The sequence below is a fragment of the Anaerolineales bacterium genome, from assembly GCA_025808555.1.
In the GTDB taxonomy this organism is placed as follows: domain Bacteria; phylum Chloroflexota; class Anaerolineae; order Anaerolineales; family UBA11579; genus JAMCZK01.
In genome coordinates this window covers 755316-776797 of sequence record CP075526.1, presented here as the reverse complement: position 1 = coordinate 776797, position 21482 = coordinate 755316, and the positions used below count along the sequence as shown (strand labels likewise).

Genomic DNA, 21482 nt, shown 5'->3' with positions numbered 1-21482 from the left:
TACGCCGTATGATTGGGCAACCTGGAGCTGGCCGCCCACGGCGCGCCAGCTTCAAGGACGGACGAGCCTATGTTGCCTGACTTTAGAGTACGCCAGCGTGATTATCTGCTTGAGATCGCGCGGGTCATCACCCAAGAGCTGGACCTTGACGAGGTGCTGGCGCGCATTTTGCGCCACGCTGCTGACCTGCTGGCCGGCCAGGCCGGGCTGGTGGCGTTGCGTGGCGAACCGGGCGGCTGGGCCACGGCCGCCTCGTATGGCATTCCCAACGAGCTGATCCAATATCTGAACCCCATCTTGAAGGCCGTGCCTGACCATGAGGATGCGGCCCGCTTTGAGCTGCCCGAGGTCAACCGCCTGCTGCAGCGCCTGGCGCGGGAAGTGAGCCTGGGCCTGTTCACTGGCGTGGGCTTGCCGCTGATCGCCCAGAACCGCGTGCTTGGCGTGATCTTTGTGTTCCGCAATTACCGCGGCCAGTTCTCTGGCGAGGACCGCGTGCTGTTGCAGAGCTTTGCGGTGCAGGCGGCAATTGCTGTGCAGAATGCACAGCAATACGCCAGCACCAACCGCGAACGGCGGCGCACCGAGGCGATTTTGGACGCGGTCGCAGACGGCATCCTGATCCTGGGGCCGGACCACACCATCGAGCGCTGCAACCCGGCCTTCGCGCGCCTCTCGGGCCGGGCGGCGGGCGACGTGGTGGGGCTGAGGCACAATGAGGTGATCCAATTCGGCGAGGTGGAGCACGGCCCCACGCTGGAGCAGGCGGAAGCCGGCGGCTGGCCGCTGACGCCCACGGCCACCCTGTACGTGGAGGGCGACCTGCAGCGTCCGGATGGCAGCGCGCTGGCGGTGGGCGTGACCTACGCGCCGCTAAAAACGCAGGAGGGCCAGCTGCTCAACATCATCGCCTCGGTACGGGATGTGAGCCGCTTCCGCGAGGCGGAGGAGCTGCAGACTACCTTCATCTCCGTCATCAGCCATGAGCTCAAGACGCCGGTGGCGCTGATCAAGGGCTATGTGGGCACGCTGCGCCGCCCGGATGTGCGCTGGGATGGCAAGGTGGTGCAGGACAGCCTGGAAGTGATCGAAGAAGAAGCCGACCGCCTGAGCGGGCTGATCGAGAACCTGCTGGACGCCTCGCGCCTGGAGGCGGGCGTGCTGCCGATCAACGCCAGCGACATTTCGCTGCCGCTGCTGGCGGAACGCATGGCCGAACGCTTCCGTACCCAGTCGCCTTCGCACAAGTTTGTGCTGGACTTCCCGCCGGACTATCCGGTGATCCTGGCTGACGAACAGCGCATTGGGCAGGTGCTGCTGAACTTGCTGTCCAATGCGGTCAAGTATTCGCCGCAAGGTGGCGAGATCCGCATCTGGGGCCAAGTGCGGCCGGAGCATGTGGTGGTGTGCGTGAGCGACCAGGGGCCGGGTATTGCGCAGGGCGACATTCCGCACATCTTTGACCGCTTTTATCGCGCCGATGAAGCCCAGCGCAACACCAAAGGCGCGGGTCTTGGTTTATATTTGACGCGGGCCATCCTGGAAGCACATGGGGGCAGCATCTGGGTGGACCCGACCTATACAGACGGCGCGTGCATTTGTTTTTCACTGCCGCGTCACTAAAAAATTCACTGCAAACGAGAGAAGATGCCACGAACACAAGTCGCTTGTCCGCAATGCCGCACGCCCGTCACCGCTGAAGTGGAGCAGCTGTTTGACGTGGGGGTTGACCCACAAGCCAAGCAAAAATTATTGAACGGCACGGTCAACGTCATCCAGTGCCCCAACTGCCGCTTCCAGGGCCAGATCCCGGTGCCGGTGGTGTATCACGACCCCAGCAAAGAACTGTTGCTGACCTACTTCCCGCCGGAGTTGAACACGCCGGTGATGGAGCAGGAGAAACAGATCGCCCCGTTCATGAACCGGGTGGTCAACAGCTTGAAGCAGGAAGAGCGCAAAGCGTATCTGTTCAAGCCACAGCAGATGTTCACCTACCAGAACCTGATCGAAAAAGTATTGGAAGGTGAAGGCATCACCAAGGAAATGTTACAGGCGCAACAAAAGCGGGTGGAGCTGCTGCAAAGCCTGCTGACCGCGCCCGAAGATGGCCTGGTGGAGCTGGTCAAGCAGAATGCAGAGACGGTGGATAACGACTTCTTCACCCTGCTGAGCCGCATGCTGCAGGCTGGCTTGGGCGCCGGCGACGAGAAGGCGGCCGTGCGCCTGGGCAAGATCCAGGAAGCGCTGCTCGAGAACACCGAGCTGGGCAAGCAGATCAAGCAACAGGCCGATGAGATCGAGGCGGCGCGGGCCGCGCTGGAAGGCGTGGGCGCCGAGCTGACCCGCGAGAAGTTGCTGGAGCTGCTGCTGGCCGCCGCCGAAAGCGACGCACGCCTGAGCGCGATGGTGAGCATGGCCCGCCCGGGGCTGGACTATGTGTTCTTCCAGCAATTGAGCGAGCAGATTGACAAGGCCGGCGAGGATGAGAAGGCCAAGCTGAGCAGCCTGCGCGAGAAGCTGTTGGAGATGACCCGCCAGATCGACGAGCAGATGCAGGTGCGGGTGGCCGCGGCCCAGCGCAACCTGGAAGCGATGCTGGCCGCCGAGAACCCGATCGAGCTGCTGCAGCAGAACCCAGCCATTTTGGATGAGCTGTTTGTGCAGGTGATCAACCAGAGCCTGCAGGACGCGGCCGAGAAGAAGGACGGCGAGCGCTTACAGAAGTTGCAGCGGCTGGCGATGCTGATCCAGCAGCTGATCAACCCGGGCTACAACCCGGCCCTGCTGGAGGAACTGATCGAGGCGCCGGATGATGCAGCGCGGGCTAAGGTGGCGGAGGAGAACCGCGAGTCGATCTCGCCCGAGTTCCTGGAGAGCCTGTCGGCGATGATGGTGCAGATGCAGGAGAGCCCGGACAAGGAACTGGCCGAGAAGGTGCGCCAGGCGTACCGGGCGGCGTTGAAGGCTTCGATGCAGAAGGGGATGCAGGGGGAGTAAAGAATCGCCGCAGATGAGCGTTGGGTTCGCTAACGCTCGCAGATAAAAACACAGAAGATACAGAAGTCTGTCTTATTTCTGAGCGCTACGGAGGGTCCCTCGCTGCGCTCGGGATGCACAGAAAAAGACCCGCTATTGCGGGTCTTTTTGTTCTTCGTCTGGGGTTACGGGATTGTCAAGCCGCAGGCCGTGGCCGCGGACGGTGATGACGTATTCGTGATCGGGGTCGGCTTTGGCCAGGCGCTCACGCAGGCGGCGGATGAGCGCATCCAGCGCCTGGTCAGAGATACTGAGGGCCTCTTCCTCCTGCCAGACATGCTTGACCAGCTCATCGCGGGTCACCACCAGGCCATCGCGCAGGTAGAGCATCTCCAGCATGCTGAACTGGGCCACGGAGAGCGGCGGCAGCACTTCCACATCGCTGGCCCACACACGGCGCGAGCGCTTGTCCATGTGCAGGCGGCGGCGGCCCTCGGGTACCTCGGCGGGGAGGTCAAAATCCAGCGGCACGGTGGCGTCTGAGCTGAGGAAGGTGAACTTCTGGGCCAGGGCGATCTGGATCAGGTCGCCATCGCCCAGCTGCACGCTGCCCTTGAGCGGCTTGCCGTTGTGGTGCGTGCCGTTCTTGCTGTCGAGGTCTTCGAGGAGGATGCCATCCGGCGCCAGGGTAAGGCGGGCGTGGTGGCGGGAGATCTTGCGGTCTGGGATGATGATGTCGCAATCATCACCGCGGCCGATGGTGAGCTGGTTGCGCACTGGCCAGCGTTCGCCGTTCAGCGGGCCGCTTTGAGCGATCAATACGGGGTGAGTTTCAGCGCTGGGGGGCATTAATGCTCCGTAGGTATAATACCAAATTCGGCTATCCGCCCTTGCGCCAGCACTTCCGGGCCGGTAACCTGACCGTATTTTTGGAGAAGAACAGACGAATGCCTTTGGAAACAGGCGAAATTTTACGCGAGCGCTACCAGATCAAAGAGTTCATCAGCCGCGGGGGCATGGGCAGCATCTACCTGGCTGAAGATCTGCGCCTGGAAGGCCGCCTGTGCGCGGTCAAAGAAGTGCGCCTGGACCCTTCGCTGTCTGATGAGACGCTGGAGCAAACCCGCACGCAGTTCCTGCGCGAGGCGACTGTGCTGGCGCGCATGGACCATCCCAACCTGCCCAAGGTGTCTGACTTCTTTTCTGAGGGCCAGAGCGATTACCTGGTGATGGACTATGTGCCCGGCGGCGACCTGCGGGCACTGATGATGGAAGCCAAGCAACGCGACGAGTTTTTGCCCGAGGTGGAAGTGCTGGCCTGGGCCAGCCAGATTGCCGAAGGGTTAAGTTACCTGCACAGCCAGGAGCCGCCGATCCTGCACCGGGATGTGAAACCCAGCAACTTGAAGCTGACGCCGAACGGCGTGGTCAAACTGGTGGACTTTGGCCTGGTGAAGATCCTGGCGGCGCAGGAGGATACGGTGACGATCGTGCAGGGGCGCGGTACGGCGCTGTACACGCCGCTGGAGCAGTATGGCGGCGACACGGGCCACACGGATGTGCGCAGCGATGTGTATGCACTGGGCGCCACGCTGTATCACCTGCTGAGCAATACGCCGCCGGTGGAAGCCCGCGAGCGCTTTTTACATCCGGAGCAGATGCCCAGCCTGCGCTCGCTCAACCCGGAGATCAGCCCACGCACTGAGCGGGCGGTCACCTGGGCGCTGAGTCTGCACCCTGAAGAGCGCCCGCAGAGCATTGCCCAATTCCAGGAAGCCTTGTTTGGCAAGCTGGAGCCCGCCGGACGTGCCTCGGGGCGCGTGCCAGCCCCTACCTGGGCCGACATTCTGGCGCGCGGCACCGAGCGCTCGCTGGTGTGGTTTGCAGGCTTGCTGTTGCTGCTGGGCTTTATTGCGACGATCGGGCACTAGCCGGTTTGCGGCGGGTCCACTGCCACCACAACCAGCCCGCCAGTGCGCCGGCCAATGCGCCGGCCAGCACTGAGATCACCAAACCCCACTTACCGCCAAATTCCAGGATCATACGGCTGGCTGGCAGATCCAGCGAGAGGTAGCAACCTACCAACAGGCCGCCAATAAGGGTGGTGAGCGCCCAGCGCACGCCCCAGCGCACCTGGTGCAGGTTGGCGCCGCTTTGGTATGCGAACAGGGCGGCCACGGCGGAGATCAGCACCCACAGGAACCAATCCACCAGGTCAGTGCGGCGAATGGTGCTTTCGGCGCCGCCGGGCTGCTGGGTGACCAGCGGCGTCAGGGCCGCCTGGGTGGCCAGGATGGATTGGGCGGTCTGCGTGGCTTGCAGCGCAAGGCCTTCGGGGTTGATGCCGGCCACGTTGAACTGCTGGCCGAGGGCAAGCGCGGGTGGCTCACCGCTGGAGGCGGTGAGCACCAGTGTGCCCTCGTCTTCGATCGAATAGTTGGCAGTTGCGATGCCCAGATGGGTCTGCGCAGTGATCTGGCGCTGCAGAGTGCTTTGCTCCGTGATCAGACTGATGGAAAAGTTGACCGGCGTGTTGTCTGGCACGGGGTTGCCGTTGTGGTCGAGGATCGGGCCGGCCTGCAGAGTGAGCAGATCGCCCGCCTGGAAAGTGGGCGGCTCGGCTGTGGCTTCGGACTCGCTGGTGGCCTGCGGCGTGGCGGTGGCGGCGGGCAGGATTCGGGTGACCAGCAGCGGGATCTCGCGCCCGGGGTTGGGCGCCAGGGCGGCGCTGAGGCTGTAGGCCACACCTTCGACGCTCACTGGGGATGCGCCGCGCGCTTCGATCTCTTTGAACAGCAGGCGAGCGGCCACTTCGGCCAGCTCAGGATTCTCGCCATACAAGCCGTAATACACGCTGACCTTGGTCACATCGGTGGCGTCCAGGTAATAGGGCGCATTGAGTGCAAAGACCACCACGCGCTTGTTCTGCAACAGGTCCATGCGCTCGGAGAGCAGGCGCAGCAGAGCCTGTGAATCGGGGCGGGCCGGGTCGTTCTGCGTGACGCCGAACACGACCCATTCAGCGCGGGCCAGATTGCCCAGCAGGGGGTCCTCGCCTTCAATGTTGCCGTCCAGCGTGCGGGTGAGCTGCGTGAAGGAGAACGACGCCAGGTTGGCGGCTGAGATCTGGTTGCCGCCAACCTGTCCGTATAGGCTCACCACGGCCTGGGCAAAGGAGTTGACGGAAACCTCCGCCCGTGGAGGGCACTGGCTACACTGCTGCGAGGTATAGCTATCGGTAATGAAGACGATCTGTTCAAAGCGGCCGGGCGGTTCGGGCAGGGCGTCGGCCAGGCCAGAGGTGGTGGGGCTGAACAAGGTAGCGGCGCGGCGGCCGACCTCAAAGATAAAGTCACGATTGGTGCCAATGGCTTCCAAGCCGGCAGGGTCAGTGATCACCTGGGCGGCGGAGAAGGCGGGGTAGAGCTGGTACTTGAGGGTGAGGATGCGCAGTACGGATTCATCCACGCGCTCGGCGAAGGCCAGGTCTTCGCGATACTTCTGTGCGAAGAACTGCATGGTGTTGATGACAGTCGTGTAGCTATTGGCATCCCCGGTGGAGATGAAGTTGCCCAGGTAGAGCAGATCATTGCCGGCCAGGAAGGCATCGCGCGCCACCAGCGTGCCGTTGAAGTTCAGCTCACTGGCGTCATAGCTGCGCCGCACGGCGCGGGTGCCCAGGCTGTCACTGATGATCAGGCCGCCATCCTGACGCCAGCTGGCAAAGGCGGGCAGGGCCATCAGATCATTGAAGGCTTGTGGGTCGAAGCTGAGCGGGCGAGTGGTGGTGCGGATGTTGCCCTGGAAGCCCTGGTAGCGAATGTGGGCCAGCAGCATGCCATCCGCTACGCCATCTGCAGAGGCGGCGTTGCCGGTAACAGAGAAGAAAGGCGGCAACTCCACTTGGGTGAGTTGTGTCAGTGATTTGCGGATGGTGGGGACTTCCTCTTCCAGCGGGCGGTCAGAATCGCCAAATCCGGGCAGGTGCTTGGCCACAACGGCAACACGGTTCTGGCTGCCGGAATGCACACCGGCGATAAAGGCCTGGCCCATCTGGCCGACCCAGTACGGGTCGCCGCCAAAGCTGCGCACGCCCAAGTCTCCAGTGGAGTCAGGCCGCGGCGTTTCGATAACATCCAGCGAGGGACCAAGCAGCATATTGACGCCGAGGGCCGAGAGCTCGCTGCCCAGCAGGGCGCCGGCCTGCTGGGCCAGGCTGGTGCGCCAGGTGGCGCCCAGCATCATGGCGTTGGGCTGCGGGCTAAGCACATCCAACAGCTGGTCGTTAGGGTAACCATCACCCTCCTGCGAGAGGGCGACCAGTAATGGAATGTAGACCGGGGTGTATTCTTCCTGGCTGGTGAGATCTCGCCGGCTGGCAAGCGAAGCGTGCTGCTCAGCCGTTTGCAGCTGGCTGATGAGCGTGTGGGCGCCGGTGAGCGTGTCCGGGCGAGCCATGAAATTGTCCATATCGCGGCGTAGCACCACGCCGCCGATGTGATAGTTATTGATCAGATCGTAGATCTGGCTTTCGGGGGCCGCGGTGGCGCCGCTGAAGGTGACCATGAAGAGCTGCCCCACCCGTTCTTCGGGCGAGAGGCGCTGCAGCAGGGCGGCAGCCCGGGCGGCCGGGTCGCTTTGCGCCAGCGGCGCCGCGTAGGCGGCGTACGCCGGAGACGGGGCGGGCAGGGCCTGCCAGAGCAGGGCCAGCAGCAGCGCGGCCAGGACCAGGCGGTAGCGGATTGCGGTGTGCAGGGAGCGCGTCATTTTTGCGGCAATACAGCGGTAACAAAAAACCGCAACGCTTCAACCGTTTGCGGTTGGAGCAAATTATACACGGCGGGTTTGCGCGGTTCAATCGCATATAATCGGCGGCATTATGAGGCTCAGCGTCGTCATCCCCATCTTTAATGAAGCCAATACGTTGGAAGAAATTATCAAGCGCGTGCGTTCCTCGGGCCTGGCGGACGAGCTGGTGCTGGTGAACGATGGCTCCACAGATGGCACGCCGCAGCTGCTGGAGAAGTTCGCCGCGCAGCCGGGGGTGCAGGTGCTGCACCACGAGCGCAACCAGGGCAAAGGGGCGGCGGTGCGCACGGGCATTGGGGCGGCCATGGGGGATCTGATCCTGATCCAGGATGCCGACCTGGAGTACGACCCGCGTGATTTTGAGAAACTGCTGGACCCGATCCAGAATTCCGGGGCGGATGTGGTGTATGGCTCGCGTTTTCTGGGCGGCCCGCGCCGGCCAACGATGTTCTGGCACATGGTGGCGAATAAGCTACTGACGCTGCTGACCAATATTCTGTATAACAACATCCTCACGGATATGGAGACAGGTTACAAGCTCTTCAAGCGTGAGGCGCTACAAGGCATCACCATCCGCTCGAACAGTTTTAATTTTGAGCCGGAGATCACGGCCAAACTGCTGAAGCGTCGCGTGCGCATCTTTGAAGTGCCGATCAGCTTCAACCCGCGGGATTATTCAGAGGGCAAGAAGATCGGGCTGAAGGATGCGTTCGAGGCGGTGTGGGCGCTGTTCTGGTATCGCTTTTTTGATTAGGGACTAGCTAGCAGGCTTCAGATCGCGTACGTTGAGCTGCAGCTGCGTGCGCCCGTTGAACTCATTGGTTTCGAAACGATACAGCAGGTCGATGGCGGCGGGCAGGTTGCCGGCCCATTCACCCATCCCAAACCCGATCGCATCGTAGACAATGCGCCCGTCGGTGACGGTGAGCTTGAGGTGACGTGCATCGGCGCCGACGGTGCGGGCGGAGCGCACGGTGAGGCCGCGGCTCACCAAATTGACCTGCGGGTTGCCGAAGCCGGTCGGCTCCAGCAGAGCGAGCTGGTTGAGGATGTCTGGCTTGAGCAGGTGTAGCGGTAGCTCCGCGTCCACCTTGATGACCTGGCGCAGGTCCAGCGCGCCGAGCTGGTCGACGGCGATGGCGTTCATGCGCTCGAGCAACTCTGGCACGCGCTCGTTGCGGATGGTGAAACCAGCCGCGGCGGCGTGGCCGCCGAAGTTCTGGAACAGATCGGCGCACTGCTCCAGCGCGTGGGTGATGTGGAAGTGGGGAATGCTGCGGCAGGAGGCGCGCGTGAACGCGTCACCCTGCTGGCCGACGATGGCCGGGCGGTAGAAGCGCTCAACAAGACGTGAGGCGGCCAGGCCGACCACGCCTGAGCTGTAATCAGGATGGATGGCTACCAGCAGGAGCGCATCCGGGTTGGCCTGGGTGGCCAGCACCTCGGCTGAGGCGCTCATCTCGCGGGTCAGCGCCTGGCGCTCCTTATTGCGCACATCCAGATATTGGGCCAGCTGGCCAGCCTTGAAGATGTCGTTGGTGGTCAGCAGGTCGTAGGCGGCTTTGGCGTTCTCCATGCGGCCGGCGGCGTTGAGCCGCGGGCCGAGCATGTAGCCAATATCGCCGGAGCTGACCCCGGCGGGCTTGACGCCCGCCGCGCCCATGAGCGACATCAGCCCCTGGCGGGCGGGGCGGCGGATCTGGGCCAGGCCTTCGCGCACCAGCCAGCGGTTCTCGCCAGCCAGCGGCACCATGTCGGCCACCGTGCCTAGCGCCACCAGGTCGAGTCCCATGTGCGGGTCGGCGTTAGGTTGCAGGCGGGCTTGCAGGGCGGCGGCCAGCTTGTAGGCGGTGCCCACGCCGGCCAGCTGCTTCTCCGGGTACTCGTCGCCGTCTTGTTTAGTGTTGATGATGGCAAACGCATCCGGCAGCTCAGGGCCGGGGGTGTGGTGGTCAGTGATGATCAGGTCGAGCCCCAGCTTGCGGGCCTCGGCGGCCTCGGCCAGTGAGCGCACGCCACAGTCGACACTAATGACCAGGCTGACACCGGCTTCTTTCAATGTATGCAGGGCCTGGATGTTGAGGCCGTAGCCTTCCTCGAAGCGGTCGGGAATGTAATCACGCGCCCGGCCGCCCAGTGCCTGGATGGCTTGCACCAGCAGGGCGGTGGCGGTGACGCCGTCGGCGTCATAGTCGCCGTAGACCGCTACTAGCTCCTGGTTGCGGATGGCGTGCTCGATGCGGTCCACCGCCAGGCCCATATCCTTGATGCGCAAGGGGTTGTTACCGTCAGGCGGCAGGGCGCCGAGGTAGCGTGTGGCGGCGTCCGCCTCGGCGTGGCCGCGGTTGAACAGGATCTGGCGCAGCAAGCCAGGGTAGGCAGACAATGCGGCGTCAGCCTCGGGCGTGATGAGGTCAGCAACTTTCCAAATTTTTTCCAGTGGGGGCATCGCGGCGCAATGATACGCTGTTTTTTGTGCGTTATCATCCTCTGGCATGTTGGCTCAATTGCAAAAATGGCTGCGGGTTGCCTGGGTCGCTGTGCGACGCGTGCTGCGCTGGTTGACGCCCGGCCTGGGCATCAAGCGCTGGCTGCTGGTGATCCTGCTGGGCACCTTTCTCATCGGTGTGGGCGGGGCGATCCTGGTGCTGGATTTTTATCGCACCGCGCCGGACACCTGGTGGGCCAGTTATCTTTCCACCCTGTCGCTGCGCTTCCTTGAGCGCCCACTGCGCGTGCTGGTTTTTGGAGGGCTGGGCGTGGGTGTGCTGGTGTATGGCGTGCTCAACATGAACCGAGCCCTGCTGGCGCCGTACATGCGCCCGGGCCGCCCGGTGGTGGATACTCTGGTGGACCACCGCAAGCGTGGCCGCGGCCACCGCATTGTGGTCATCGGCGGCGGGCACGGCCTCTCGACCCTGCTGCGCGGCCTGAAGGCGCACACCTATAACATCACCGCCATCGTCACCGTGGCGGACGACGGCGGCTCCTCCGGCCGTCTGCGCGACAACATGGGCGTGCTGCCGCCCGGCGACATTCGCAATTGCCTGGCAGCCCTCTCCAACGATGAAACGCTGATCACACAATTGTTCCAGTACCGCTTCCCCAGCGGGCAGGGTGGACTGGAAGGCCACTCGTTTGGCAACCTGTTCATCAGCGCGCTGAGTGAGATCACCGGAAGCTTTGAGAAGGCGGTTGCCGAATCGGGCCGGGTGCTTTCAGTGCACGGCCAGGTGCTGCCGGCCACGCTGCACGATGTGCGCCTGGTGGCTGATCTGAGCATGCCGCTGTCTGGCGAAGTGCGCGTGCACGGCGAGAGCAAGATCCCGGAGCAGCCGGGGGCGGCTGTGCGCCGCGTCTGGCTTGAGCCGAACGCACCGCCGGCGTATCCGTCTGCAGTGCATGCCTTGCTGAACGCTGACATGATCGTGGTGGGGCCGGGCAGCCTGTACACGAGTATCCTGCCCAACCTGCTGGTGCCAGACCTGGCGGCGGCGCTGCGCAACAGCCCGGCGCTGAAGATCTTCATCTGCAATCTTTCCACCCAGCCAGGCGAGACGGATGGCTACAGCTGCGGCGACCATGTGCGCGCTCTGGAGAGCCATGTTGGCCCGCAATTGTTTGATGTTGTCATCGGCAACCAGCCGCCGGAAAAACCGCTGCCGGATGGTGGCCAGTGGGTGACGATTGATGATGATTTGCGCAAGAACTACCCGCTGTACGTGGCGCAGGTGGCTGATCCCAATAAACCCGGCCAGCACATGGCCGATAAACTGGCCCAACTGCTGGTGGACCTGCTGCAGGAACGCACTGGCCCCCTGACCCTGGAAGACGAGAGTAACGATGTTTAACAAGAAAACAATCGCAGACATTGATCCGCAAGGCAAGCGCGTGCTGGTGCGGGTGGACTTCAACGTGCCGCTGGACGGCAGCGTGGTGCAAGACGACACCCGCATGACCGCCGCCTTGCCCACGATACAGAACCTGCTCGAGCGCGGCGCGACCGTGATCCTGTGCTCGCACCTCGGGCGGCCTAAGGACGCGCCTGACCCCAACTATTCGCTGGCCCCGGTGGCGGCGCACCTGCGCACGCTAACCCAGGCGCCGGTGCACTTTGTGGAAGAAACGGTAGGCCCGAAGGCCGAAGCCGCCGCCCAAACGTTGAAACCAGGCGAGATCCTGGTGTTGGAGAATACGCGCTTTTACCCGGGCGAGACCAAGAACGACCCCGCCATGGCCAAGGCGCTGGCCAAGCTGGCGGATGTTTACGTCAATGACGCCTTCGGCTCGGCCCACCGCGCTCACGCCTCCACCGAAGGCGTGGCGCGTCACCTGCCCGCGGTGGCCGGCCTGCTGATGGAGAAAGAGATCCAATACCTCGGCCAGGCGTTGGCCGAGCCCAAGCGGCCTTTTGTAGCCATTTTGGGCGGGGCCAAAGTGAGCGACAAAATAGAGGTCATCCGCAACCTGCTTGGCAAGGCTGACCAGGTGCTGATCGGCGGCGGTATGGCCAACACCTTCTTCGCAGCTCAAGGTATCGCCATGGGCGACTCGCTGGTGGAGCCCGATGCGGTCGATACCGCCAAGAGCCTGCTGGCGGACGGCAGCGGCAAGCTGCAGCTGCCGGTGGACTTTGTGATCGCAGATGCGTTCAGCGCAGAAGCGCAGCATAAGACCGTGCCGGTGGGCGATGTGCCGGCTGGCTGGCGCGTGCTGGATATTGGCCCGCAGAGCGTGGCCGTCTTCGGCGCGGCGGTGGGCGCAGCAGGCACGGTGGTGTGGAACGGCCCGATGGGCGTGTTCGAGCTGGCGCCGTTCGCGGCCGGCACGGTGGGCGTGGCCCAGGCCGTGGCCGACTCTAGTGCGGTCAGCATTGTGGGCGGCGGCGATTCGGTCGCTGCCCTGCAGCAATCCGGCCTGGCCGACAAGATCACGCATATCTCCACGGGCGGCGGCGCCTCGCTGGAGATGCTGGAAGGCAAACTGCTGCCGGGTCTGGCAGCTTTGGAGGATAAATAATGGCGCGTGTTCCGCTGATCGCTGGCAACTGGAAGATGAACAAGACCGTGGGGGAGGCAGTGCGCCTGGTGGATGAAATGCTGCCCGGCCTGCAGGCGGTGCAAGGCGTGGAGAAGCTGCTGTGCCCGCCCGCCATGGCGATCATGCCGGTGGCGGCCATGCTGGAAGGTAAAGGCATTGGCCTGGGCGCGCAGAACCTATACTGGGAAAAAGACGGCGCCTACACCGGAGAGCTTTCGGCGGGCATGGTGGCCGAGTTTTGCCAATATGTGATTGTGGGCCATTCAGAGCGGCGCGCTATGTTCGGCGACAGTGACCTGAACGTGCACCGCAAGGTGGTTGCGGCGCTGGCGGCTGGGTTGAAGCCGGTGCTGTGCATCGGCGAGACGCTGGAGCAGAACGAAGCCGGCCGCGCTGCCGAAGTGCTGAGCAGCCAACTGCGCGCTGCGCTGGAAGGCGTACAGGTCAATTCGGCCGAGGCGCTGGTGGTGGCGTATGAGCCGGTGTGGGCGATCGGCACCGGCAAAGCCGCCAGCCCGGAGCCGATCAACACCCTGCTGCGCAACGTGGTGCGCCCCACGCTGGCCGGCCTGCTGGGGCAAGACCTGGCAGACGGCGTGCGTGTGCTCTACGGCGGCTCAGTGAATGCAGCCAATGCCAAGGAATATTTCTCTCAGCCGGAGATCGACGGGGCCCTGGTGGGCGGGGCCAGTTTGAAAGCGGCGGACTTTACCGCCATCACCCAGGCTGCGGCGTAGCCGCAGCCTTGCTCCTTAGGACTGACCAAACAGGCGGAAATTGTTTCCGCCTGTTTGTTTTACTTCATACATCGCCTGGTCGGCGGCGCGCAGCAGGGCGTCAGCATCGGCATTGCCCTCATTGAGGGCAATGCCGATGCTGGCGGTGATGTTGACCTCCTGCGCCGGGTTGCTGAGCTGGAACGGCTGCACGATCGCCTCCTGCACGCGGGTGGCGACGTGGCTGGCATCCTCGGCCTGGTGCACGCCATCAAGGAAGACGGCGAATTCGTCGCCGCCCAGGCGGGCAACCACATCGCCGGGGCGGATGCTGGTTTCCACTCGGCGGGCGAAGTTATACAGCAGTTCGTCGCCGGCCATGTGGCCGAAGGTGTCGTTGAAGACCTTGAGATCGTCCAGATCAATGAACAGCACTGCGTAGCCGTAACTGTTGTTCTCGGCCAGCAAGTTGGCGCGCCGCAAATGGTCCAGAAAGAAAGAGCGGTTGGGGATCTGCGTCAGGGCATCGTGGGTGGCGTGGTGTTGCAAGACTTCCTGGGTAAGCTTGCGTACGGTGATGTTGTGCAGCACGCACACCCAACCGCTCTGGTCTGATTGGAGCGGGGCGGCGTGCCAGTCAAAATGCTGATCACCCAGAGCAATCTCAAAATCAAAAGCTCTCGAGTTGGCGAACATGTCCAAGGTGCGGGAGATCTCGTTCGCTTCCAGTTCCTTGCGTTGGAGCAACTGCTCCAGCGTGAGTGGAGCGCGCTCCGTCAAGTTAAAGAAATCCATGGCTGCCTGGCTGGCGCGGGTCAGGCTTAGTTGAGAGGAGAACAACAGAATAGGGTCGGGCGTGCTTTGCAGCAGCGCATCGAATAAGGCGGTCTGCTCCATCAATTCGGCCTGGACTTGGCGCTTGCCGGTGATGTTGCAGAACATGATCTCGGTGCCGATCACATTGCCCTCGTCATCTTTGCTGGCCACGGCCGAGCACATGGCGAAGACTGGCACACCGTGCTTGTTGTACAGGCTCAGCTCACGCTCGCGCACGAAGCCGTTGGTCTTGATGTCATTAAACAGCCGGGAAACCTCGGTCTCGTTGTTCCACATGTATTCGGGGAAAGGCTTGTTGAGCAACTGGCTGTTAGCTTCCTCGCCCATCATGGTGAGGAAGTAGGGGTTGGCATACGTAATCTGGTTGCTGGCGTCGGTATACACTACGCCGTCGTGGGCGTTGTTGTGGAAATTAAGATCAGCCATGGCGCGTTCAAGAAAATTGCGCTCAAGTGACACCTTCTCAAGTTTTTTCTTGAGTAGGGCGTTCTCTTTGTGCAACTTGGCCAATGCAGGCGTGGATACGGTGCGCTTGACCGCCTTACGCTTGGCCACGGCGGTCTTTGCCACGGCGGTCTTTGCCGTACCTTTCTTTGCAGTTTTCTTTACCGGCATAACCTTAAACACTTCTCCCATCTGAGAGTGTACACCCTTCAAAAACGTCAAAAAGCAGCAGCTAACAAAACTGCAAGCTAGTCGCTTGCAGCTTTATCCAGTACCGAACTGGCGATCACCGGCATCGCCGAGGCCGGGAACGATATACCCGATCTCGTTCAGGCGCTCATCCTTGGCGCCCAGGAAGATGGGCACATCTGGATGCTGTTCGCTCAGATGCTGTATGCCTTCCGGCGCGCCCAGCAAGCCAATGTAGCGGATGTTCTTCACGCCCCATTCTTTGAGAATGCTTACTGTGGCGGCAGCCGAGCCGCCGGTCGCCAGCATGGGGTCGAGCACCAAGCATACGCCCACGGTGGGGGCGGTGGGCAGCTTGTTGTAATACTGAACCGGTTGCAAGGTCTTCTCGTCGCGGAAGAGGCCGATGTGCCAGACCTGCGCGTCGGGAATCAGCTCCCATACGCCGTCCACCATTCCCAGGCCGGCGCGCAGGATCGGCACCAGGCCGATGGTGTCTTTCATCTCACCGCCCATGGCCTTGCCCATCGGCGTCTCAACCTGTTTGTCGATGGTGGGCAGGTCGCGAGTCGCCTCGTAGGTGAGCAGCGAGCTGATCTCTTTTACTAATTCTCTGAATTTACGGGGTTCGGTGGATTTGTCTCTGAGGATAGTGAGCTTGTGTAAGACCATGGGGTGTGTGGATACATATTCCTGGGCCATGCGCGTTCCTCCGTGGCTATTGGGTTGCAAATTGCGCTGATTATATACGCGCCGCCTGTGCGCCGCGATTTTTTGAACCTGTATAATCCTTCGCAATGAGCGACACGCCGCGCCTGGTTGACCCGGCGCCACAGACCACCGACCGCAGCGAACCTGCCCTGCGCCCCCGCAAGCTTGATGAACTCATCGGCCAGAAGAATGTCAAAGAAAACCTTGCCATCCTGATCGACGCGGCCCGCCAGCGCGGCGAAGCGCTGGACCATGTGCTGTTCTACGGCCCGCCGGGTTTGGGCAAGACCACCCTGGCGCATATTCTGGCCAATGAGATGGGCGTCAACATCAAGGTCACCGCCGGCCCGGCCATCGAACGCCAGGGCGACCTGGCCGCCATCCTGAGCAACCTCAACGAAGGCGATGTGTTGTTTGTCGACGAGATCCACCGCCTGGGCAAAGCCGTGGAAGAAGTGCTCTACCCGGCCATGGAAGACTATTCGCTCGATATCGTCATCGGCAAAGGCCCGTCGGCCCGCGCCATCCGGCTCAAGCTGCCGCGCTTCACCGTCATCGGCGCCACCACCCGACTGGCATTGCTGACTGCGCCGCTGCGCGCCCGCTTTGGCGCTACTTTCCGCCTGGACTACTACGAGCCCGAGGCGATCCGGGCCATCCTGGCGCGGGCGGCCGGCGAGCTGGGTCTGCAGCCCGACCCGGAGGGCATGCGCGAGATCGCCACACGCAGCCGCGGCACGCCGCGCGTGGCGCTGCGTCTGCTGCGCCGCGTGCGTGACTATGCCGAAGTGCGCGCCAGCGGGCAGATGACCCGCGCCGTGGCCCAGCAGGCCCTGCAGCTGCTGGAGGTTGACGAGCTTGGCCTGGACGAGTTGGACCGGCGCGTGCTGCGCGTGATTATTGAGAAGTTCAGCGGCGGCCCGGTGGGGCTCAACACCATCTCAGCCGCGGTGAGCGAAGAGCCCGACACGATCATGGACGTGGTCGAGCCGTATCTGATGCAGCTCGGCTTCCTGGAGCGGCGTGCCCAGGGCCGCCATGCCACCTTGGCGGCCTGCAAGCACCTGGGCTTGCCGGTGCCAGCGCAGTTGAATACACCTACGCTGTTTTAGCCCACAGATGAACACGGATGCTGAAAGGCGATAAACGCAGATATATCTGAGTTCATCTCTGCTTCTATCTGTGTTTATCTGTGGAGAATCGTATTTTGAATACCGCTGATTTTGACTACGAACTGCCTGAAGAGCGCATTGCCCAGACGCCGCTGGAGCCGCGGGATAGCTCGCGCCTGCTGGTGCTCGAGCGCGCCACGGGCAAGAGCATCCATGCCCACTTTGCCGAGATCGGCGCGTTTCTGCGTCCGCATGACCTGCTGGTGGCCAACCACAGCCGCGTGCTGCCCGCCCGCCTGCATGGGCGCAAGCTGCCCGGCGGCGGCGAGGTGGAGTTGCTGCTCATTGAGCAGCTGGAGCCGCAGCGTTGGAAGGCGCTGGCGGGTGGCAAGGGCCTGCGGCCCGGGCGGGTGATTGACCTGGGCAATGGCTTGCAGGCCGAGGTAGTGGAGGAACTGGAGCGCTCCGAACGGGTGGTGGTGTTCAACAAGCCGCTGGACGAGGCGCTCAACACCATTGGGCAGATGCCGCTGCCGCCCTATATCCACACTGCGCTGCAAGACCGCGAGCGCTACCAGACCGTGTATTCGCAGCAGGTTGGCTCCGTGGCGGCGCCCACGGCCGGCCTGCACTTCACGCCGGAGCTGCTGGCGCGCCTGCGGGCACAGGGCGTGGGCTTCGCCGAGGTGCTGCTGCATGTGGGTCTTGACACCTTCGCCCCTGTGCATGAGGAAGACCCGGCCGAGCACCACATCCACACGGAGTGGTGCCGCCTGCCCGCCGAGACCGCCGGCGCGGTGAACGCCGCCAAGCAGGCCGGCGGCCGCGTGGTGGCGGTGGGCACCACCAGCGTACGCACGCTGGAGAGCGCTGCCCGTGGAAATGGGGCTGGCGACGGCCAGGTGGCCGCCTACGAGGGCCGCACGGATCTGTTCATCTTGCCGGGTTTTGAGTTCAAGGCGGTGGACGCCATGGTGACCAACTTCCACCTGCCGCGCTCCAGCCTGCTGATGCTGGTGAGCGCGTTTGCGGGCCGCGAGCTGATCCTGGAAACCTACCAGGAGGCCATCGCGCTTAAGTATCGCTTCTATTCGTTTGGCGATGCAATGCTGATCGTGTAGCGGCTAGGTTTCGTCGCCGTTGCAGGTGTCAAGCACCTGCAGGAACGCCTCAACCACCAGCGGGTCGAATTGCGTACCGCTGCAGCGCTTAAGCTCGGCGATGGCTTCTTCCTTCGAACGCGCTTTGCGGTACACACGCTCGTCAGTCATGGCCACATAGGCGTCGGCCACGCTGATGATGCGGGCGATCTTGGGGATCTGATCACCCTTGAGCCCGTCAGGGTAGCCCGAGCCGTCATAGCGTTCCTGGTGGGCACGGATGATGGGGGCCACGGTGGCCAGGTTGCGCACCGGCTCCACAATGCGGGCGCCGATCTCAGGGTGCTGGCGCATCACTTCTAGTTCAGCTTGTTCCAGTGAGCTGGGCTTTCGCAGGATCTCATCCGGCACGCCGATCTTTCCAATGTCATGCAGCAGGGCGCCCCATTTGATGTCAACCAGCTCCTGTGGAGTGCAGCCCAGCAGGCGGCCGGTTTCCACGGCCATATCCACCAGGCGCTGGCTGTGGCCGCTGGTATAGGTGTCACGCACGTCAATGGCGCTGGCCAGGGCGCTGACGGTTTGCAGATAGGCGTCCTGCGCTTCTTCAAACAGGCGTACATTCTCCAACGCAATGCCGGCGTGGATGGCGAAAGTGGCCACCAGGTCGGCATCGGCCTGCGAGAACTGCTTTGCGGTGTATCCGTCCACGGTCAGCACACCAATGCAGGCGCCGCGGGCGATCAGCGGTGCACCGATCCATGATTTCACATTGCTGGCGCCTTCCAGCTGCAGCCAGTCGGGGTGGTCACTGATGTCTTCATATAGCACGGTGCGCTGTTCGAACAGCAACGGGTGGGCGAATTTGTCTTCTTTGATCGGCAGTTCGAGGCCGACCACGGCCGACTCCAAGTTGCCCGCCACCGCGTGCACGATCAGGTTTTCACCGCGCACCAGCTGAACTGACGCGCTGTCGAACGGCACGACGCGCTTGAGCTGCTCGAGGATCAGATCCAGCACGCTGGCCCGGTCTGCGGCGGAGCCCAGGATGGCGGCCACCTCGCGCAGGGTCTCGGCCTGGCTGCGCTGGAAGCGCTCGGATTGCAACAAGTGCAGCTTCTCAATGGCCGTGCCGATCTGGCCGGCGATCGTGCTGAGCAGGCGCAGGTCCGAGTCGGTGAACGCGTTCACGCGTATGCTCTCGGCGTTGATCACGCCCAGCACGCGGTTGCCGTTGCCGAGGATGGGCACGCACAGCTCAGAGCGCATGTTGGGGTTGATGCGCATGTAGCTGGGCTCCTTGCGCACATCCGGCACACGCCAGGCTTTGCCGGTGGCCGCCACGCGGCCGGTCACGCCTTCGGACAGCGTCACCATTCGAGACAGATCCTGCGGAGTGATACCTCTATAGGATGGATGTACGATCAGCTTATCGCCATCCGGGTGCATGGTGAGGAAGCCAAATTTGTCTGTATACAAGCTGGCGCCGATGATCTCGGTGGCGCGCTCGATCAGCTCATCCTGGGTGCGGGCATTAACCGCCGCCTGGGTGATGGCGTGCAGCACGGTGAGCTCCTGAAGCTGGCGCTTGGTCGACTCGAACAGATGCACGCTCTCCAGGAACATGGAGATCTGATCCCCCAGCGTGGATAGGGCGGCGATCTCGTAATCGTCAAACGCGTTGGCTTGCTGGCTTTCAATGTTCAGCAAGGCATACACCTTGTTGTAGATCTTGATCGGGATGACAATCTCTGATTGGATCCTGGCAAAGCCTTCCACCATGAAGAAGTTCGGATGGGCGCTGGCATTGTTGGTGTGAACTATTTCGCCTGTGCGGGCAGCCAACCCCAGCAGGCCCAGCCCGAAAGGCTGGGTGTAGCCCTGGCGCTCGGCCACGAGTTCAAAGCCGCCGGCCACAGCCTCCACGATGTAGGACTGGGTGTCATCATCCACGCGGGAGATGTCGGTGGAGTAGTAGCCCATGCGGCGGTGCAGGCACTCGACAATGATCTGGAACAGTTTGTCGCGCTCCAGCACGCCGCTCATGCGGCTGGTGAGCTCATTGAGAACTGCCAGTTGATGCGTGCGGCGGCCTTCGGCGGCTGCGTTGCGCAGGCGCTCGATGCCGGTGGCCAGCTGGCCGGCCAGCGTGAGCAGCAGGCGCTCGTCGTCTTCGGTGAAGTGGTTGAGCTCGCGGCTTTCCGTGTTGATGATGCCAATTACACGCTCGCCGATCTTCATCGGCACGCACAGCTCGGAAAGGGTTTGCTGGTCGTAGTCCAGGTAATTGGCTTCCTGGCGCGTGTCGGCGATGCGCATGGGTTTGCCGGACTGGGCTACGCGGCCGGTGACGCCCTGGCCCAGCGGGATGGGCTTACTGGCAACCTCGGGGGCCGATTCGTAGGAGGGATGAATGTGCAGTTGCCCGTCTTCACCCAATAGAATGATGCCGAAGTTATCCGAGTAAATGCTGTGGCGGATCAACTGGGTGGCGCTCTCGATCAGCTCGTCCACGCTGTTGGCCTCGGTGGTGGCGTTGGCCACTTGCTGCAAAATGGTCAACTCCTGCAGCTGGCGGCGAGTGGCCTGGAACAGACGGGCATTTTCAATGGCGACGGCGGCCTGGTGGCACAGGGTCTGCGCCAAATAGATCTCGCGGCTGCTGAAGGTGTGGCCCTCGCGCTTGTCTTGCAATTCGGCCAGGCCGATGGTCTTGCTCTGCGCAATGAGTGGCAATATAAGCACGGTCGTCGCCCCGGCAGACTTCATGGCCTTCTTTTCAGCGGCCGTAGTGGTGCTGGCGTCGATCTGTTTTTGCACCGGGCGGCCCAACTCCAGCACGTTGCTGACATCCAAATGGGGCGCAACCGGTTTCGGCTGGCTGCGTGCCATAGTGTAACTATGGCGCATGCGCAGGTCTTTGCTGTTGGCCAGCCAGTCGTAGGCTATGAAGGTGTTGGCCTCGAGCAGGGTGGCCAGCTGCTTGCCGACCACTTCCATCACTTTGTCAATATCCAGGCTGGAGGCAATGCTGGCGCCAGTCAGTGCCAGGGCTGCCAGCTCATCAACATGCTGGCTGTCCTCAACCCAGCTGGCGGCTTCGACTTCGGGGTGCGAAATATGAATACGGATGAACTCCGCATCCTTTACAGGCAAAGTTGACATCTGCGCCTTGCCGGAGATCTGCTTGCCGCTGGGAGTGCGCCCCTGCCATTCAAACTCTGGGGATTCGCCGGCCCGTACGCGCTGCACATAATCCGCATAGCGGTCCAACGGCGAGGTTTTGGGCGCGTTCTTGGTTGCGCTCAATTGGTTGAAGGTGAGCCCGTACAGCGCTCCCTCGTCGGCCTCGAACAGCAGCAGGGCGCTCTGGTTGGCTACCAGGATCTTGCCGCTCTCCGGATGCAGGATGAGGACCGCGTCGGCGCTGTGCTCAACCAGCGCTTTGACCTTGCTCAGGTTGCGCAAAGAATCCGCGTCCGGAGCGTTTTGACGCGAGGGTGAGTCTTTGAAGGAAGCCAGCAGCATTGTCTCAATACCCATAAGCG

General features: G+C 62.8%; 15 protein-coding genes. 9 read left to right on the top strand and 6 right to left on the bottom strand.

The genetic code is table 11. The annotated features are described in order from the left end of the window. Positions 1-12 precede the first annotated feature (12 nt). Both KIT08_04080 and KIT08_04075 read left to right on the top strand, forming a co-directional pair. A complete protein-coding gene (locus tag KIT08_04080; GenBank protein UYN90422.1) occupies positions 13-1623 on the top strand; it encodes a GAF domain-containing protein in 1611 nt (536 codons plus the stop codon). Positions 1624-1647: 24 nt separating this feature from the next. Then, the gene (locus tag KIT08_04075) at positions 1648-2997 is read left to right on the top strand and encodes a CpXC domain-containing protein (protein UYN90421.1); all 1350 of its coding nucleotides are present in this window, start codon (positions 1648-1650) and stop codon (positions 2995-2997) included. 132 nt (positions 2998-3129) lie between these two features. Here KIT08_04075 and KIT08_04070 read toward each other — a convergent pair whose 3' ends face one another. Further along, a complete protein-coding gene (locus tag KIT08_04070) occupies positions 3130-3825 on the bottom strand; it encodes an FHA domain-containing protein (protein ID UYN90420.1) in 696 nt (231 codons plus the stop codon). A 98-nt stretch (positions 3826-3923) separates the two neighbouring features. On the opposite strand from KIT08_04070, the gene KIT08_04065 reads away from it, so the two are divergent. Further along, a complete protein-coding gene (locus KIT08_04065) occupies positions 3924-4907 on the top strand; it encodes a serine/threonine protein kinase (GenBank protein ID UYN90419.1) in 984 nt (327 codons plus the stop codon). On the opposite strand, the gene KIT08_04060 is transcribed toward KIT08_04065, so the two are convergent. Then, positions 4885-7743, bottom strand: a complete 2859-nt coding sequence (locus tag KIT08_04060; GenBank protein UYN90418.1) for a hypothetical protein — start codon at positions 7741-7743, stop codon at positions 4885-4887. The two genes, KIT08_04065 and KIT08_04060, sit on opposite strands and share 23 nt — an antisense overlap. Before the next feature lie 112 nt (positions 7744-7855). Between KIT08_04060 and KIT08_04055 the strand changes: the two genes are divergently transcribed. Then, the gene (locus KIT08_04055) at positions 7856-8539 is read left to right on the top strand and encodes a glycosyltransferase family 2 protein (GenBank protein UYN90417.1); all 684 of its coding nucleotides are present in this window, start codon (positions 7856-7858) and stop codon (positions 8537-8539) included. A 3-nt stretch (positions 8540-8542) separates the two neighbouring features. Here KIT08_04055 and recJ read toward each other — a convergent pair whose 3' ends face one another. Next, positions 8543-10234, bottom strand: a complete 1692-nt coding sequence (gene recJ / locus KIT08_04050) for a single-stranded-DNA-specific exonuclease RecJ (GenBank protein UYN90416.1) — start codon at positions 10232-10234, stop codon at positions 8543-8545. Between the two features lie 46 nt (positions 10235-10280). On the opposite strand from recJ, the gene KIT08_04045 reads away from it, so the two are divergent. Genes KIT08_04045 through tpiA form a run of 3 tightly spaced genes read left to right on the top strand, consistent with a single transcriptional unit; the run spans position 10281 to position 13562 of the window. Next, positions 10281-11636 carry a YvcK family protein gene (locus tag KIT08_04045; protein UYN90415.1) on the top strand — a complete coding sequence of 452 codons (1356 nt, stop codon included), beginning with the start codon at positions 10281-10283 and terminating at the stop codon, positions 11634-11636. After that, positions 11629-12804, top strand: a complete 1176-nt coding sequence (locus KIT08_04040) for a phosphoglycerate kinase (protein ID UYN90414.1) — start codon at positions 11629-11631, stop codon at positions 12802-12804. The genes KIT08_04045 and KIT08_04040 overlap by 8 nt, the downstream gene beginning before the upstream one ends. After that, complete coding sequence (tpiA, locus tag KIT08_04035) at positions 12804-13562, top strand: triose-phosphate isomerase (GenBank protein ID UYN90413.1); 759 nt, start codon at positions 12804-12806, stop codon at positions 13560-13562. Before KIT08_04040 ends, tpiA begins: the two co-directional genes overlap by 1 nt. A 15-nt stretch (positions 13563-13577) precedes the next feature. On the opposite strand, the gene KIT08_04030 is transcribed toward tpiA, so the two are convergent. Together KIT08_04030 and upp are read right to left on the bottom strand one after the other, a co-directional pair. Beyond that, the gene (locus tag KIT08_04030) at positions 13578-14993 is read right to left on the bottom strand and encodes a diguanylate cyclase (GenBank protein UYN90412.1); all 1416 of its coding nucleotides are present in this window, start codon (positions 14991-14993) and stop codon (positions 13578-13580) included. Between the two features lie 93 nt (positions 14994-15086). Then, a complete protein-coding gene (upp, locus tag KIT08_04025) occupies positions 15087-15713 on the bottom strand; it encodes a uracil phosphoribosyltransferase (GenBank protein UYN90782.1) in 627 nt (208 codons plus the stop codon). 95 nt (positions 15714-15808) lie between these two features. Here upp and ruvB point away from each other — a divergent pair, with 95 nt between their 5' ends. Both ruvB and queA read left to right on the top strand, forming a co-directional pair. Continuing rightward, on the top strand, positions 15809-16834 hold the full coding sequence (ruvB, locus tag KIT08_04020; protein UYN90411.1) for a Holliday junction branch migration DNA helicase RuvB: 1026 nt from the start codon (positions 15809-15811) through the stop codon (positions 16832-16834). Positions 16835-16929: 95 nt separating this feature from the next. Beyond that, positions 16930-17955 (top strand): tRNA preQ1(34) S-adenosylmethionine ribosyltransferase-isomerase QueA, encoded by a 1026-nt coding sequence (gene queA, locus KIT08_04015; protein ID UYN90410.1) that lies wholly within the window; start codon positions 16930-16932, stop codon positions 17953-17955. Between the two features lie 3 nt (positions 17956-17958). Here queA and KIT08_04010 read toward each other — a convergent pair whose 3' ends face one another. Further along, positions 17959-21477, bottom strand: coding sequence for a GAF domain-containing protein (locus KIT08_04010; protein ID UYN90409.1), 3519 nt, complete (start codon positions 21475-21477; stop codon positions 17959-17961). Positions 21478-21482 lie beyond the last annotated feature (5 nt).

Coding starts and splice junctions, on each gene's coding strand:
- KIT08_04045 (UYN90415.1), top strand. CDS start 10,281: ATGTTGGCTCAATTGCAAAAATGGCTGCGGGTTGCCTGGGTCGCTGTG.
- KIT08_04030 (UYN90412.1), bottom strand. CDS start 14,993: ATGCCGGTAAAGAAAACTGCAAAGAAAGGTACGGCAAAGACCGCCGTG.
- KIT08_04010 (UYN90409.1), bottom strand. CDS start 21,477: ATGGGTATTGAGACAATGCTGCTGGCTTCCTTCAAAGACTCACCCTCG.
- KIT08_04055 (UYN90417.1), top strand. CDS start 7,856: ATGAGGCTCAGCGTCGTCATCCCCATCTTTAATGAAGCCAATACGTTG.
- ruvB (UYN90411.1), top strand. CDS start 15,809: ATGAGCGACACGCCGCGCCTGGTTGACCCGGCGCCACAGACCACCGAC.
- KIT08_04040 (UYN90414.1), top strand. CDS start 11,629: ATGTTTAACAAGAAAACAATCGCAGACATTGATCCGCAAGGCAAGCGC.
- KIT08_04060 (UYN90418.1), bottom strand. CDS start 7,743: ATGACGCGCTCCCTGCACACCGCAATCCGCTACCGCCTGGTCCTGGCC.
- recJ (UYN90416.1), bottom strand. CDS start 10,234: ATGCCCCCACTGGAAAAAATTTGGAAAGTTGCTGACCTCATCACGCCC.
- upp (UYN90782.1), bottom strand. CDS start 15,713: ATGGCCCAGGAATATGTATCCACACACCCCATGGTCTTACACAAGCTC.
- KIT08_04065 (UYN90419.1), top strand. CDS start 3,924: ATGCCTTTGGAAACAGGCGAAATTTTACGCGAGCGCTACCAGATCAAA.
- KIT08_04075 (UYN90421.1), top strand. CDS start 1,648: ATGCCACGAACACAAGTCGCTTGTCCGCAATGCCGCACGCCCGTCACC.
- KIT08_04070 (UYN90420.1), bottom strand. CDS start 3,825: ATGCCCCCCAGCGCTGAAACTCACCCCGTATTGATCGCTCAAAGCGGC.
- tpiA (UYN90413.1), top strand. CDS start 12,804: ATGGCGCGTGTTCCGCTGATCGCTGGCAACTGGAAGATGAACAAGACC.